Source organism: Mesorhizobium sp. WSM4837 (assembly GCF_055811435.1).
This window is the reverse complement of record NZ_JBVVQE010000035.1, coordinates 33,733-48,351: the sequence shown is the minus strand read 5'-3', so window position 1 is coordinate 48,351 and position 14,619 is coordinate 33,733. Positions and strand designations below refer to the sequence as shown.

Below are 14,619 nucleotides of genomic sequence, written 5' to 3'. Positions count from 1 at the left end.
TGGATCGCGTCGGCGGTGTCGCAAAAGGTTGGAGCCATGAAGACAGCGGCCGATTTCCTGCGCCGACGGGCTGGTAATGCATCGGGCGACGATTTCGCGAAAGTGCTCGATCGGGTCGGCGTCAAACCGCCGCAGCCCGGCGACGAGCTTCCGTTTGAAAAGCGCTGATCAGGGCCGGCGCTGATCAGCGCCGATTTTTCTGCCAATCCGTGGCTGTCAGCCTGTAGAACACATGCCGCTTGAGCCTGGCGTGGCTGTCCGGAATGCCGGGGTGGTCGAAATCCCTGGCCGGGTCGGCGGTCATGCCCAGGCGTTCCATGACGGCGGTGGACCGGCTGTTATCCCTGACGGCGAAAGAAACGATTTCCTCGAGGCCAAGCGTTTCGAAGCCATAGGCGAGCCAGGCTTCGGCTGCCTCGGTGACATAGCCATGGCCCCAGAATTCGGGCGCCAGCCGCCAGCCGATCTCGACGGTGCCGGCCGGCAGGAACGGCAAATGATCGGTGTCGAGGAGGCCGACGAAGCCGATGCATTGGCGCGTTTCAACTATCTCGGCGGCAGCGAAACCGTAGCCATCCTCGGCAATCCAGGCGCGGAACTCGTCCATCTTGGCGTCGGCCTGCGCGCGGTCGCGGCGAAACGGAAAGAACTCCATGACGCGCTCGTCGGAGTTGATGCGGTAGAAGAGGTCGCGGTCGCGATCCTCCCAGTTGCGCAGGATCAGGCGCTCGGTGCGGATTGGCGTCACTCCACAAACGCCTCCCGCCGGTAGCCCTGCAGATAGAGAAGCGCGGTCAGGTCGCCATGGTCGATGCGGAATTTTGCCTCCGCCGCCACGACCTGCTTGGCATGAAGCGCCACACCGGTGCCGGCAAGGCGGATCATGTCGAGGTCGTTGGCGCCATCGCCGACAGCAATGGCGTCGGCGGTCGTCAGCCCGAGGCGCGCCGAAATCTCGAGCAGCGCATCGGCCTTGGCGGCGCGCCCCAGGATCGGCTCGGCGACCAGCCCGGTGAAGCGGCCATCCTGCTCGATCAGGCGGTTGGCGCGATTCTCCTGAAAGCCGAGCATGCCGCCGATGCGTGAGGTGAAGACGTTGAAGCCACCCGACACGAGTGCAGTCCAAGCGCCGTTGGCCCGCATGGTCTGGACAAGCGCGCGGCCACCGGAAGCCAGCGTCAGGCGATTGGCGATGATGCGGTCGACCACGGCAGTGTCGAGGCCTTTCAGCAGCGCCACCCGCTCGCGCAAGGCCGGCTCGAAAGCGATCTCGCCATTCATCGATCGCGCCGTGATGGCGGCGACGTAATCCTTGACGCCGATCTCGTCGGCGAGTTCGTCGATGCACTCCTGGTCGATGACAGTCGAATCCATATCGGCGATAAGGATTTTCTTTCGCCTGCCCTCGGGCCGCTGAACGATCACGTCAACCGGTTCGGGTGCAAGCACGGCGCGCAGGCTGGCGGTCGTTTCAGCGGCTTCGGCCGTCTCGGGCAGGGCGATTTCACAGGCGATGCCTTCGGCCAGCCAGCGAACAGTGCTTGCGCCGACCGACCGCGACGCCATATTCGCAAGCGCCGGCGACAATGCGCGACCGGCGGGATGGGATACAAGCGTGGCGATCAGCGGCATAAAAAATTCCGGCGGGCAGGCGGGCGAGGGCCGCGTTAAGAACGCGATCCTGATAGCCGGGCCGACCGCCAGCGGCAAGTCCGCCCTTGCGCTCGCCCTCGCCGAGCGCAACGGCGGCGTCATCGTCAACACCGATTCGATGCAGGTCTATTCGGTGCTCGACGTGCTGACGGCGCGGCCGACTGCTGCCGAACTCGCTCGCGTCCCGCATTTCCTCTACGGACATGTCCATCCCTCCACCGTCTATTCCACTGGCGCCTGGCTGCGCGACGTGATGAATCTCATCGACGACGGCGCGTTCGTCGAACGTCCGGTCGGCACGTTCTTCGAACGGCCGGTGATTTTCGTCGGCGGCACCGGGCTTTATTTCCGGGCGCTTGCGGAGGGCATTTCGGAAATGCCCGACATTCCGCAGTCGATCCGTGATCGCTGGCGCTACGAACTCCAGGAGCAGGGCGCAGCCAAGCTGCACCGTATCCTGCTGCGCAGGGATTCTGCAGCCGGCATGATGCTGAAGCCGACCGACGGCCAGCGCATCGTGCGGGCGCTGGAGGTGCTCGACGCATCGGGCCGTTCCATCCTGGAATGGCAGGCGGCGCGCGGCCGTCCACTGATCGACAGAGCCAGCACGCGCTTCCTTGTGATCGAGCCGGACCGAGCGGAGCTGGTGGAGCGGATCGAGGCGCGGTTCGACCGCATGCTGGAGAAGGGCGCCCTCGACGAGGTCACGCAGATCACCGATCTTGGCCTCGATCCCGACTTGCCTGCGATGAAAGCCATCGGCGTTCGCGAACTCCAGGCCGCAATGGCCGGCGAGCTGAGTTTTCCCGAAGCGATCGAGCGCGCGAAGATCGCGACGCGACAGTATGCCAAGCGCCAGGCGACCTGGTTCAGGCATCAGTTGGGTCCGGAATGGCTGAGATTGCGCCCTGGTGATCGTGTGGAATCCACGATCTTGGATACCTTTTCGAGTGCAACCTGAAAAGTTGACTTTAAGGGAAGACCTCCCGTTGAAGTTGTCCTAATTAACCCTCCGTAAGGCCGTCGATGCCATAACGTCTTTAGGGTTTTGCAACGGGGAGCAGATGCGTTTTCACAAGGCGGAATCAGCCTTTTTCGTCTTCATCTTCGTAATCCTGGCCGCCGGCCTGGTGACGCTTCACGCCTATGGGCTTCTGCAGGCGCTCGCGGCGGAGATCACTACGCCTGCCGCGATTGAGAAGACCACTTATCTCAACAAGCTGTTGTTTGGGACCGGCGTCCTTTTGGCGACTGCCCTGTTCTTCGGGATTTTCTTCATCTACCCGCTGATCCGCAAGCAGGCGACGGAAGAAGGCAAGCTGCGCGCCATGACGGTTTCGCTCAGCGCCCGTTCGGAAACGCTGGAGCATGCGGCGCTGACCGACGGCCTGACCGGCATGCAGAACCGGCGTTATTTCGACGATGCACTGAAGGAATATCTCGAGGAATTCCGTCGCATCGACAAGCCGGTCGGGCTGATGATCCTTGATCTCGACCATTTCAAGCAGGTCAACGACACCCACGGCCATGATGTCGGTGACCAGGTGTTGCGGGCGGTCGCCAGTTGTCTCAAGGACATGACACGCTATCACGACGTGGTGGCGCGCCTGGGTGGTGAGGAGTTCGCGGTGGTCACGCCCAACATGGATGCCGAACTGCTGTCCAGGTTCGCCGAGCGCATCCGCAAGGCGATCGCCAACATGTCGATACTATCGGGCAATGTCCGGCTGAAGATCACCACCAGCGTCGGCCTTGCCATCTGGGACCGCAAGGAAACCGCCGAAGAGTTCTATCGCCGCGCCGACCGCCAGCTCTACGAAGCCAAGAGGCAAGGCCGCAACCGCGTCTGCGCCTGAAATCCCGGAGAAGAATTCATGAGGCCGGCCGACTGACGCAGCTTTCTCGACTTCCGGTGCTCATGAACTCAAATGTCCACTCCGCGCCGGGTTCTCGAAAGCCACCTCATTCGATCCGGCCTGATGAATTCCCTTCCGGGATTTGGCCCTGGTTTCCCAGGGTGACATAGTTTTAACTTTGGAAGCGCCTTAGCCTCACAGGCTAAAGCCGTCCGGCTCAATCGTTCTGCGAGCGCAGGCCGAAGGTTGCGGGTTTCAGGCCATAACGCATGTCGAAATCGTCGTCCGGCTGGGCGCGTGCGACAGTCGGGGCGGGCGGCTTGCGATAGTCGGGATCGCCGGCCTGCCGGCTCGAATCCACGACTTCGGCGAAGACCATCGCCTGCTGCGGTTTTGGAACGTTGCGAAGCCTTTCGACGATCGCCACCAGATCGACATCATGGCCAAGCTCGGACGGCAAGGCTTCCTCGCGCTTGGCTGTGCCCGGGATCAGGCCATCGGACAGTTTTTCGAATTTCATTCGCATGGTCGTCGCCACGCCTTCACCAAAGGCGATGGCTTCGCGCTGGCCCATCGAAGACAGGAACGCCAGTGTCGAGGCCGAGGAATCGGCGATCGCCGAGCGGATGATCGCCTGGTCCTGCTCGTTGGCGAGCCGCATCGCAAAAAAGGTCGAGCACTGCGACAGGATGGTGGGGTCGAGTTCGCCCGGGCGCTGTGTGACGATGCCGAGATAACAACCATATTTGCGGCCTTCCTTGGCGATGCGCGACAGCGCGTGCCGGGTCGGCGCGAAACCAAGGCGCGGATCGGCCGGCATGTAGCGGTGCGCTTCCTCGCACAGCAAAAGCAGCCGCAGCCGGCCTTCGCTCCACAGCGCCAGGTCGAAGGCCAGACGCGCCAGCACCGAGCAGACGGAATTGACCACTTCCGAAGGCATGCCTGCCATCTCGAAGCAGGTCACCGGGCGGCCGTGATGCGGCACGCGGAAGATGTTGCCGATCGTCTCGTGGATGGTGTCCTCGATCAGCCGCGAGTTGAACATGAAGCGGTAGCGCGGATCGGAGGCTGCCGATTCGATGCGCGTCTTCAGCGATTTGAGGGTGGGGCGGTCGTTCTTGCTTTCCAGCAGTCCCATGCGCTCGTCGATCTGCTTGATGAGATCGACAATGCGATAGGGCACCGGCGTGTCCGCGGTCAGCGCATCGCTGCCGCGCCTGAGATACGTGCCCGAATTCGGGTTGCGATAAAGGTTTTTGGCCGCGGGAATAAGATCGCGCAAGGCGTCCACCTCTTCCGGCACGATCTCTCGACCGCGAAACAGCACTTCGGCAAACTCCTCGAGCCTGAACATCCAGAAGGGCAGGTCCAGCGTCGCCGAATCGACCCTGACGCAGTGCTCTGGCAAGGACGCGGCGAACTCGTTGTGCGGATCGAGGATGAGAACGCGCAGGTCGGGTCGAGCGGCGATCGACTTGCGCAAAAGCAGCGAGACGGCGGTGGATTTGCCGACGCCGGTGGTGCCGACAATGGCGAAATGGCGCGCCAGCGTGTCGTCGATAGCGATGTTGGCGTCGATCTCCTCATCCTGTGACAGCGTGCCGATGGTGATCGAGTGACGCCCGGCCAGGTCATAGACCGCCTGCAGGTCGCGGCTGCGGATGCGGTGGGCAATGGCGCCGATATGTGGATAGGTGGTGATACCGCGGTCGAAAACCGGTTTGGCGCCGGGCTCGGCGCCGTCGCGCACCTCGCCGATCAGCTCGATACTGACCTCGATCGGGTTCTGGCCCTCATCGTGCCAGGCGCGATCCGACTTGCCGACCGCGTAGACCAGCCCGACGGTTCGCGTGTTGCCAAGGTTGATGGAGACCATCTTGCCGACGCTCCAATGGCCGGTGACCGTGCCTAGGATATCGGCGGCATGGGCGCTGATGGTGGCGCGCGCGCCGTCGCACTGGACGACATTGCCCAGAACGCGCTTGTCGCTCTGCTCCGCCTTGCGGCGCTCCTGCAATGTCGGCTCTCCAACGGAGGCGTCGCGGTCGACGAACATGGACAGGCTGTTCCCCATTTCCCTTTTCCATTTTCCCCAAGGCGATCGACCTTACGCCGACGCGGTTAAGGGGGGGTGAGGTCGGATGGTGTAGGGACGATTAAGCCGGTCGCGAAAATTGAACCGACCGGCGGCGAGTCCCGGCGACAGCCTCGAACCTCTATCCTGTGTGATGGACCTGCTGCAGCCCGTAGACCGGCGTCGCGATGCCCTCGTGCCGCGCTTTCAACTGCAGCGACAGGAACTGCGAATAGTGGCGTGACTGGTGCAGATTGCCGCCGTGGAACCAGAGCGCTTCCTGTTGCGTCGGCTTCCACATGTTGCGCTGCTCGCCCTCCCAGGGACCGGGATCCTTGGTGGTGTTCGAGCCGAGCCCCCAGCATTTCCCGACTTTGTCGGCGACCTCTTTCGAGATCAGCTCTGCCGCCCAGCCGTTCATCGAACCGTAGCCGGTGGCATAGACGACGACATCGGCCGGCAGCTCGGTGCCGTCGCTGAGCAGGACCGAATGTTCCTTGATCTCGGTCACGTCGACGCCGCTCTTCAGCTTGATGGCGCCGTCGATGATCAGCTGGGAGGCGCCGATATCGATATAGTAGCCGGAACCGCGCCTGAGATATTTCATGAACAGGCCCGAACCGTCGTCGCCCCAGTCGAGCATGAAGCCAGCTCTTTCCAGGCCCTCGTAGAAGGCGGCATCACGCTCCTTCATCTTCTCGTAGAGCGGGATCTGGAATTCGTGCAGGATCTTGTAGGGCAGCGAGGCGAAGAGGAGATCGGCCTTGGCCGTGGTCATGCCGTTTTGCACGGCCTGCTCCGAATAGAGGGCTCCGAGCCCGATATCCATCAGCGTGTCGGATCTGACGATGTGCGTGGTCGATCGCTGCACCATGGTGACGTCGACGCCGGCTTCCCAGAGTGCGGCGCAGATATCATGCGCGGAATTGTTCGACCCGATGACGACGACTTTCTTGCCAGCGTAGCTGTCTGGACCGGGATGTTTCGAGGAATGGTGCTGATCGCCCTTGAAATTCTCCATGCCTTTGAACTGCGGGATGTTGGGCCGGCCCGACATGCCGGTGGCCAGCACCAGCTGCTTCGGCTTCAGCGTGATGTCCTTGCCGTCGCGACGGACGACGACCGTCCATTCCTTCTTCTGATCGTCATAGGTGGCGCTCTTGGCCTGCGTGGAGGACCAATAGTTCAGCTCCATGACCTTGGTGTACATTTCCAGCCAGTCGCCGATCTTGTCCTTGGGCGAGAAGACCGGCCAGTTCCGAGGAAAGTCGATATAGGGCAGATGGTCATACCAGACCGGATCGTGCAGGCAGAGCGACTTGTAACGCTTGCGCCATGAATCGCCGGCACGCTCGTTCTTCTCGACGATAATGGTCGGCACGCCGAGCTGCCTCAGCCGGGCACCGAGCGCGATGCCGCCCTGGCCGCCGCCGATGATCAGCGTGTTGGGCTGATTGACAAAGCCGAGTTCGGCGGCTTCCTTCTCGCGCTCCTCCTTCCAGGTTGGCCGGTTTTTGCCGTGACCGTGCTTGGCACCCATCGGCCGGGCGAAGCCGGCGGGTTCCTCATGGTCCTTCAGCTCGACCATGGTGGTGAGCAGCGTCCAGATCTTGCCGTTCCTCAGCCTGATATGGCCGAAGCCGCGCGCAACCTCCGTTTCGAAACTGATCCAGCCTTCGAGCAGCCCATCGCTCTCCGTGGCGTCTTCGCTTTTCGCAAGCGCCCAGTTCGATGGCTTTATCGTCGCCAACTGGCTCATCAGCATATCGCGGACCTGGTCGCGACCTTCCATGGTCTTGATGTTCCAGGTGAAGGTCACCAGGTCGCGCCAGTAGCAGTCTTCCTGAAAGCACCCGACCGATCGGTCGATGTCGCCGGCGGCGAGCGCTGCGCTGAATTGGTCGAGCACGTCGGATAGTTTCTTGGCTGGGGCCTTGTCGAGCATCAAACTTCCTCCCGTGAAGTGCTGGTCGTCATCGCGGCTTGCCGGCCGTCCCAGGCCGGTCGACCGGAGTATCGCGGCAAACGGCGTGCCGCGTCACGTCGTCAAATAGTTTGGCGCGGTTTCAATGGCTTATCTGGATCATCGCGGACACTGATCCTGCCGGCGATCATGCGGAACGGTGGTTCGAGGCGATGGGTGCAACCGGGCTGCCTGGCCCGAACCGTCTGGCGTCTTTCATATTCGCCGTTGACAGCGGCGCAAAACCAATTCTATTGTCCGCCACCATGAAAACGGCACTCATTCTCGTAGTAGGAAAGCGTGTGGGCAAGGCGGTGTAACCGCCGGGCGAAAACCCCCCATGCGCAGATACAGGCTCCCTCGGGGGCCTTTTTTATTGCCCGAAACACGACTAAACGACCAGCAATCGCCCGATGGCGGACAATACGGGACCAGACCGATGAGCAGTGGACAGAACGAACGGCGCGAAATGACCGGAGCCGAAATGGTGGTGCAGGCGCTGAAGGACAACGGCGTCAAGCATGTCTTCGGCTATCCGGGCGGCGCAGTTCTCCCGATCTATGATGAAATCTTCCAACAGGACGAGGTCGAGCACATCCTCGTCCGTCACGAGCAGGGTGCCGGTCATGCGGCGGAGGGCTATGCGCGGTCGACCGGCAAGGCCGGCGTCATGCTGGTGACATCGGGGCCGGGCGCCACCAACGCGGTCACGCCGCTGCAGGATGCGCTGATGGATTCGATCCCGCTGGTCTGCCTGACCGGTCAGGTGCCGACCTCGCTGATCGGCTCGGATGCGTTCCAGGAGTGCGACACGATTGGCATCACGCGGCCCTGCACCAAGCACAATTGGCTGGTGAAGGACGTCAACGATCTCGCGGCGATCATCCATGAGGCCTTTCACGTCGCGACGACAGGACGCCCCGGTCCGGTCGTCGTCGATATCCCGAAGGACGTGCAGTTCGCCAAGGGCATCTATGTGCCGCCGCAGACGGCGCCGCGCACCAGCTATCAGCCCAAGGTCCAGGGCGACCTGGACAAGATCAAGGCGGCGGTCGAGCTGATGGCCAACGCGAAAAGGCCGATCCTCTATACCGGCGGCGGTGTCATCAATTCCGGCCCGGAAGCCAGCCATTTGCTGCGCGAACTGGTCGACCTGACCGGCTTCCCGATCACCTCGACGCTGATGGGCCTTGGCGCCTATCCGGCTTCGGGCAAGAACTGGATGGGCATGCTCGGCATGCACGGCACCTATGAAGCAAACATGGCGATGCATGATTGCGACGTCATGGTCTGCATCGGCGCGCGCTTCGACGACCGCATCACCGGCCGGCTCACCGCGTTCTCGCCGAATTCGAAAAAAATCCATATCGACATCGATCCGTCGTCGATCAACAAGAACGTCCACACCGATGTGCCCATTATCGGCGATGTCGGCCGGGTTCTGGAGGATCTGGTGCGGCTGTGGCGGGCCACCGCCAGGGCCGACAAGAAGGCGCTGCACCCGTGGTGGGAGCAGATCGCGAAATGGCGGGCGCGGGATTCGCTTGCCTACAAGATGAACCACGACGTCATCATGCCGCAATATGCCGTCCAACGGCTCTATGCGCTGACCAAGGACATGGACACCTACATCACCACCGAGGTCGGCCAGCACCAGATGTGGGCGGCGCAGCACTATCATTTCGAGAAGCCGAACCGCTGGATGACCTCCGGCGGGCTCGGCACGATGGGCTACGGCCTGCCCGCGGCGCTCGGCGTGCAGATTGCGCACCCGGATGCGCTGGTCATCGACATTGCCGGCGACGCCTCGGTGCAGATGACGATGCAGGAGATGAGCGCCGCGGTGCAGCACGAGGCGCCGATCAAGATCTTCATCCTCAACAATCAGTATATGGGCATGGTGCGGCAGTGGCAGCAGCTTCTGCACGGCAACCGGCTGTCGCATTCCTACACCGAAGCGATGCCGGATTTCGTCAAGCTCGCCGAAGCCTATGGCGGCCATGGCATCCGCTGCGAGAAGCCGGACGAACTGGACGACGCCATCAAGGAGATGATCTCGGTGAAGAAGCCGGTGATCTTCGACTGCCGGGTCGCCACGCTTGCCAACTGCTTCCCGATGATCCCGTCGGGCAAGGCGCATAACGAGATGCTGCTGCCGGACGAGGCGACCGACGAGGCGGTGGCCAACGCCATCGACGCCAAGGGCAGGGAACTGGTGTAACCCCTAACGCCCGAGCCGAGGCAGGGCTGTCGGAAGAAGCCGTGCGGAAACAGAAAAACAGCTCAAAGTTTGAAAACGAGATTTATGTCATGAACGCACAGCACCTTCAACCCACCGGTTCCGCCTACTTCATCGCCAAGGAGACGGAAAGACCGGAGATCCACACGCTTTCCGTGCTGGTCGACAATGAGCCGGGCGTGCTTGCCCGGGTCATCGGCCTGTTTTCCGGACGCGGCTACAATATCGAGAGCCTGACCGTTTCCGAAACCGAGCACGAGAAGCATCTGTCACGCATCACCATCGTGACGCGCGGCACGCCGCATGTGCTGGAGCAGATCAAGCACCAACTCGAGCGCATCGTGCCGGTGCACCGTGTCGTCGACCTCACGGTGCGCTCGCACGAGCTCGGCCAGGAACGGCCGCTGGAGCGGGAACTCGCGCTGGTGAAAGTGGCCGGCACCGGCGAGGGCCGCGTCGAGGCGCTGAGGCTGGCCGATGCCTTCCGCGCCAGCGTCATCGACGCCAACACCGAGCATTTCATTTTCGAGATCACCGGCAAGGGCTCCAAGATCGACCAGTTCATCGCCATCATGAAGCCGCTCGGCCTGGTCGAGATCTGCCGCACCGGCGTGGCGGCGATGAATCGCGGCCCGCAAGGGATGTGATCATCCGGCGCTTTGGGTCCAGTGCTCTGGCACCGCCTGTATTTGTTCTGTCGGCTTGATCCTGACCTTCTGGCCCGGTTGCCGCCGTAAGCTGGCCTTTGTGCGTCTGAGGTAAAAGGACAATATTGCTGACCTGCTTGGGAGAAGCCAATGACCCTCGATGCGTTCCTTGCCCTGCTGGTCTATGCCTTCGTGACTTCGATCACACCGGGTCCGAACAACTTCATGCTTCTGGCTTCCGGCGTGAATTTCGGTTTTGCCAAAACCATTCCGCACATGCTGGGCATCAGCATCGGCTTCCTCGTGCTGTTGCTTGCCGTCGGCTTTGGTCTTGGCGCGGTGCTGACTGCGTTTCCGGTTCTCCACACCGCATTGAAGATCGCTGGCGGCGTTTATCTGCTCTATCTCGCCTGGAAGATCGCCATGTCGCGTTCGCTCAGCAGCAAGGGCGAGACCAAGGCGCGACCGATGCGCTTCATCGATGCGGCAGCGTTCCAGTGGGTCAATCCCAAGGCGTGGGTGATGGCGATCACCGCCATGGCCGTCTATGCCGTTCCGGAGCATCCGTTTCTGTCGGTGGCGCTGGTTTCGATAGCCTTCACCGTCGTCAACCTGCCGAGCGTTTCGGTGTGGGCAGGTTTCGGCACGGCGCTGCGCGGTTTTCTGTCGGACCCGGTGCGGCTGAAATGGTTCAACATCGCAATGGGCGTGCTGCTGGCAGCGACGTTGTGGCCGATGCTGCGGTAGCTGCCGTTTTACTGTGCAATGCACATTAAATCTTCGAAATCCCGGGTTTTGGCCCTTTTTTGCCCTCGGCACCCTCTATCTATTTGGTCAAACCGCGGCACGAGGCTGCCAGTTATACCCAGACATGACCACCGAACCACGGCGTGTCGGAGGGAAGGTCTTTGACGATGCGTGGAAAGATCGTGCTTGCGATGCTTGCGGTCGCCTGCCTTGTCACGGCTGGGCAGCTCTATCTTTCGCCCGCGGCAACGGACAAGGCCCGGCAGATGCTGTCAGCGGGTCAGGCGCCTGACAAACCGGCGGCCGCCGCGAATGCCGCACGTGCGACCGCGGTGGTTGCCGCCACCGCTTCGACGGCCGATTTCCCGATCCGGCGCTACGCTATCGGCTTTGTATCCTCGCCCGCCGTGGTCAGCGTGAATGCGCGGATCTCGAGCCAGATCACATCGATCGCCGTCAAGGACGGGCAGATGGTGAAGGCCGGCGACCTTCTGTTCTCGCTGGACGACCGCGCGCTGAAGGCGCAACTGGCCCGTGACCAGGCGACGCTCGCCAAGGACCAGGCGCTGCTTGCCAGTGCGACGGCCGATCTTGAGCGTGCCAAGGCTCTTGTCGCCAGGCAGGCCGGCACGCAGCAGACCTATGACCAGGCGATCGCCGCGCAGAAGTCCGCTGCGGCCACGGTCGATGCCGACAGAGCAACGATCGAAGCGGACGAGGTCCAACTCGACTTTGCCACGATCACGGCGCCGATTTCCGGCAGGCTGGGTGCGGTCAGCGTCGCGATCGGCGATCTCGTCACCACCAACAGCGGCAGCAGCACGTCGACCCCGCTGGTGACCATCACCCAGATGGACCCGCTGCGGGTGAACTTCAATCTTCCGGAAAGCGATCTTGCCCTTTTGCACAAGGCGCTGGCGGCGCCAGGGCAAGGCGCAGTCACGCTGACCAGGGACGGCGACCCGACACCGTTCGGCAAGGGGACCCTCGATTTCGTCGATTCCAGCATCGACACCGCCTCCGGCACGATTGCAGCGCGGGCCAGCGTGCCCAACCCCGATCTTTCGCTGTGGCCGGGCCAGTATGTCAATGTCGTGCTCGATGCCGGCATCATGCCGCAAATGACCTCGGTTCCCACGGTTGCGGTCCAGCCAAGCCAGAAGGGGCCGTTCGATGCTGCCGTCCTTCCAGGATCAGATGCCGGCGGCGGCCAGCATCCGGTTGCTCAACGTCGATCCGCGAGGCGGTCGACGACGTGCAGTTCACGCTGCTGCTCACCATCGCGCTGGTGGTGATGATGATCTTCCTGTTCCTGCGCCGGGTAACGGCGACGATCATCCCGGCGGTGGCGGTGCCGATCTCGCTGATCGCCACGCTCGGCGCCATGTTCCTGTTCGGCTTTTCCATCGACAACATCTCGCTGATGGGGCTGACGCTGGCGGTCGGCCTTGTCGTCGACGACGCGATCGTCATGCTGGAGAACATTTTTCGCCACATGGAGGAGGAGGGACTCTCGGCCTTCGACGCGGCACTCAAGGGTGCGCGCGAAATCGGCTTCACCATTATTTCGATCTCGATCTCGCTGGTCGCTGTGTTCATCCCCGTGCTTTTGATGGGCGGCGTGATCGGGCGCATCTTCAACGAATTCGCGGTGGTGGTGACGGTCGCCATCCTGGCCTCGATGTTCGTGTCGCTGACGCTGACGCCGATGCTGTGCTCGCGGCTCTTGTCGGTTTCGAGGGCTGAGCGCGAAGCAGCGCAGGGCGAAGGTCACAGGCACAATTTCTTCATGCGGGGTTATGACTGGCTGCTGACAGTTTGCCTGCGGCACAGGTTCCTGGTGCTTCTCGTCTTCATTGGGACGGCCGCACTGTCGGCCTGGCTGATCCAGACCTCGCCGAAGGGCTTCTTTCCGCAGGAGGATATCGGCCAGATTTCGGTGACGACCACCGCGCGCCAGGACATCTCGTTCGACGCCATGGTGAAGCTGCAGGGGCAAGTGGCTGATGTCTTTACCCATTCACCCTATGTCTCGCATGTCGGGTCGTCGGTGGGCAGCGGCGACAACGCACTCAACCAGGGCCGGCTCTATGTGCAATTGAAGGACAAGGACCAGCGCCCCGATATCGACAAGGTGCTCTCGGATCTGCGGCGGCAGCTGGCCAATGTCCCCGGCATCGAGACCTTCATGCAGCCGGTGCAGAACCTGCGGCTCGGCGCGCGCGCTTCGGCCAGCGCCTATCAACTCGTCGTGCAGGGCCTCGACATCGGCGCGGCGGACAACTGGGCGCAGAAGCTCACCGACGCGATGGCCGCCGACCGTAGCGCCTTCACCGACGTTACCAATGACTTGCAGAACAACGCCCTGCAGGCGTCGCTGGTGGTCGACCGCGACAAGGCGGCGACGCTCGGCGTCGACACCGATACGTTGCGCTCCAGCCTCTATGGCGGTTTCGGCACCGAGCAGGTCTCGACCATCTTCGGTTCGGCCGACAGCTACGAGGTGATCATGGAGCTCGACCCGAGGATCGAGTGGTCGCCAGAAAGGATGCTGGCGATCAAGGTAAGGACGGCCAGCGGCAGCCTAGTGCCGCTCGGCGCCTTTGCCCGCGTCGATCGGACCGCCGGCGCCTTGACCGTCAATCAGCTCGGCCAGCTTCCGGCGGTGACCATTTCCTACAACCTGCCGCAGGGCGTCGCGCTCGGCGACAGCGTGAGCCGCATCGATGCGCTGAAGGAGAAGATCGGCATGCCAGCGACGATCTCGGCCACTTTTTCGGGCACGGCGAAAACTTTTCAGGATTCGCTTGCGAACCAGGGCCTGCTGATCGCCGGCGCGATCCTGACCATCTATATCGTCCTCGGCATCCTCTACGAGAGTTTTATCCATCCGCTCACCATCCTGACTGGACTGCCGTCGGCGGTGCTCGGCGCGCTTGTTGCACTGCGGCTTGCGGGGATGGACCTGTCGGTGATCGCGGTCATCGGTATCCTGATGCTGATCGGCATCGTCAAGAAGAACGGCATCATGATGATCGACGTCGCGGTCGAACTCAGGCGCGAGGGGATGTCGCCGCTCGAGTCCATTCACAAGGCCTGCCTGATGCGCTTCCGGCCGATCATGATGACGACGCTGGCGGCACTGATGGGCACGATCCCGATCGCGCTCGGCACCGGCGCCAGCGCCGAACTGCGCCAGCCGCTCGGCGTGGCGGTGGTCGGCGGCCTCGTCGCTTCCCAAGCGCTGACGCTGTTCGTCACGCCGGTCATCTATGTCTGCATTGAGCATTTTTCGGGCTGGCTTGTCGGGCTGTGGCCAAAGCGCCGGCACGAGCAGCCATCTGTCGAGGCCGTCGACCAGCCGTTGCTGTTCGAGAACGGAGAAGCGTTGCAGGGCGAGCCGCACAAGGCGGCGGCCGAATAGAAGCCGACGGGCTGGC

Annotated in this window: 12 protein-coding genes; 8 read left to right on the top strand and 4 right to left on the bottom strand. The window is 62.6% G+C overall.

What is annotated here, in order from left to right:
- The first annotated feature begins 36 nt into the window (after window positions 1-36).
- Window positions 37-168 carry a hypothetical protein gene (locus tag AC0L3D_RS20720; protein ID WP_287180751.1) on the top strand — a complete coding sequence of 44 codons (132 nt, stop codon included), beginning with the start codon at window positions 37-39 and terminating at the stop codon, window positions 166-168.
- A 16-nt stretch (window positions 169-184) separates the two neighbouring features.
- On the opposite strand, the gene AC0L3D_RS20715 is transcribed toward AC0L3D_RS20720, so the two are convergent.
- Both AC0L3D_RS20715 and serB read right to left on the bottom strand, forming a co-directional pair.
- On the bottom strand, window positions 185-748 hold the full coding sequence (locus AC0L3D_RS20715) for a GNAT family N-acetyltransferase (protein WP_473645670.1): 564 nt from the start codon (window positions 746-748) through the stop codon (window positions 185-187).
- Window positions 745-1,632: a phosphoserine phosphatase SerB gene (gene serB, locus AC0L3D_RS20710; RefSeq protein WP_473645669.1), complete on the bottom strand. Its 888-nt coding sequence runs from the start codon at window positions 1,630-1,632 to the stop codon at window positions 745-747. Before serB ends, AC0L3D_RS20715 begins: the two co-directional genes overlap by 4 nt.
- Here serB and miaA point away from each other — a divergent pair.
- Both miaA and AC0L3D_RS20700 read left to right on the top strand, forming a co-directional pair.
- Window positions 1,622-2,614: a tRNA (adenosine(37)-N6)-dimethylallyltransferase MiaA gene (gene miaA / locus AC0L3D_RS20705; protein WP_023798798.1), complete on the top strand. Its 993-nt coding sequence runs from the start codon at window positions 1,622-1,624 to the stop codon at window positions 2,612-2,614. The genes serB and miaA overlap by 11 nt on opposite strands.
- Before the next feature lie 103 nt (window positions 2,615-2,717).
- Window positions 2,718-3,509 carry a GGDEF domain-containing protein gene (locus tag AC0L3D_RS20700; protein WP_023798799.1) on the top strand — a complete coding sequence of 264 codons (792 nt, stop codon included), beginning with the start codon at window positions 2,718-2,720 and terminating at the stop codon, window positions 3,507-3,509.
- A 217-nt stretch (window positions 3,510-3,726) separates the two neighbouring features.
- On the opposite strand, the gene AC0L3D_RS20695 is transcribed toward AC0L3D_RS20700, so the two are convergent.
- Both AC0L3D_RS20695 and AC0L3D_RS20690 read right to left on the bottom strand, forming a co-directional pair.
- Window positions 3,727-5,565, bottom strand: coding sequence for an ATP-binding protein (locus AC0L3D_RS20695; RefSeq protein WP_473645689.1), 1,839 nt, complete (start codon window positions 5,563-5,565; stop codon window positions 3,727-3,729).
- A 160-nt stretch (window positions 5,566-5,725) separates the two neighbouring features.
- Complete coding sequence (locus tag AC0L3D_RS20690) at window positions 5,726-7,528, bottom strand: NAD(P)/FAD-dependent oxidoreductase (RefSeq protein ID WP_128167081.1); 1,803 nt, start codon at window positions 7,526-7,528, stop codon at window positions 5,726-5,728.
- A gap of 457 nt (window positions 7,529-7,985) precedes the next feature.
- Between AC0L3D_RS20690 and AC0L3D_RS20685 the strand changes: the two genes are divergently transcribed.
- From AC0L3D_RS20685 to AC0L3D_RS20665, 5 genes are all read left to right on the top strand, one after another.
- Complete coding sequence (locus tag AC0L3D_RS20685; RefSeq protein WP_473645667.1) at window positions 7,986-9,767, top strand: acetolactate synthase 3 large subunit; 1,782 nt, start codon at window positions 7,986-7,988, stop codon at window positions 9,765-9,767.
- A gap of 89 nt (window positions 9,768-9,856) precedes the next feature.
- Window positions 9,857-10,432, top strand: coding sequence for an acetolactate synthase small subunit (gene ilvN, locus AC0L3D_RS20680; protein WP_091594244.1), 576 nt, complete (start codon window positions 9,857-9,859; stop codon window positions 10,430-10,432).
- A gap of 150 nt (window positions 10,433-10,582) precedes the next feature.
- Window positions 10,583-11,179, top strand: coding sequence for a LysE family translocator (locus tag AC0L3D_RS20675; protein ID WP_287219128.1), 597 nt, complete (start codon window positions 10,583-10,585; stop codon window positions 11,177-11,179).
- A gap of 167 nt (window positions 11,180-11,346) precedes the next feature.
- A complete protein-coding gene (locus tag AC0L3D_RS20670; RefSeq protein ID WP_473645666.1) occupies window positions 11,347-12,474 on the top strand; it encodes an efflux RND transporter periplasmic adaptor subunit in 1,128 nt (375 codons plus the stop codon).
- Complete coding sequence (locus AC0L3D_RS20665; protein WP_473645664.1) at window positions 12,435-14,603, top strand: efflux RND transporter permease subunit; 2,169 nt, start codon at window positions 12,435-12,437, stop codon at window positions 14,601-14,603. Before AC0L3D_RS20670 ends, AC0L3D_RS20665 begins: the two co-directional genes overlap by 40 nt.
- Window positions 14,604-14,619: the final 16 nt, after the last annotated feature.

Bases quoted from the DNA above. Each gene is read 5' to 3' on its own strand.
- AC0L3D_RS20720 (WP_287180751.1), top strand. From the start codon at position 37: ATGAAGACAGCGGCCGATTTCCTGCGCCGACGGGCTGGTAATGCATCG.
- serB (WP_473645669.1), bottom strand. From the start codon at position 1,632: ATGCCGCTGATCGCCACGCTTGTATCCCATCCCGCCGGTCGCGCATTG.
- AC0L3D_RS20700 (WP_023798799.1), top strand. From the start codon at position 2,718: ATGCGTTTTCACAAGGCGGAATCAGCCTTTTTCGTCTTCATCTTCGTA.
- AC0L3D_RS20695 (WP_473645689.1), bottom strand. From the start codon at position 5,565: ATGTTCGTCGACCGCGACGCCTCCGTTGGAGAGCCGACATTGCAGGAG.
- AC0L3D_RS20690 (WP_128167081.1), bottom strand. From the start codon at position 7,528: ATGCTCGACAAGGCCCCAGCCAAGAAACTATCCGACGTGCTCGACCAA.
- AC0L3D_RS20685 (WP_473645667.1), top strand. From the start codon at position 7,986: ATGAGCAGTGGACAGAACGAACGGCGCGAAATGACCGGAGCCGAAATG.
- ilvN (WP_091594244.1), top strand. From the start codon at position 9,857: ATGAACGCACAGCACCTTCAACCCACCGGTTCCGCCTACTTCATCGCC.
- AC0L3D_RS20675 (WP_287219128.1), top strand. From the start codon at position 10,583: ATGACCCTCGATGCGTTCCTTGCCCTGCTGGTCTATGCCTTCGTGACT.
- AC0L3D_RS20670 (WP_473645666.1), top strand. From the start codon at position 11,347: ATGCGTGGAAAGATCGTGCTTGCGATGCTTGCGGTCGCCTGCCTTGTC.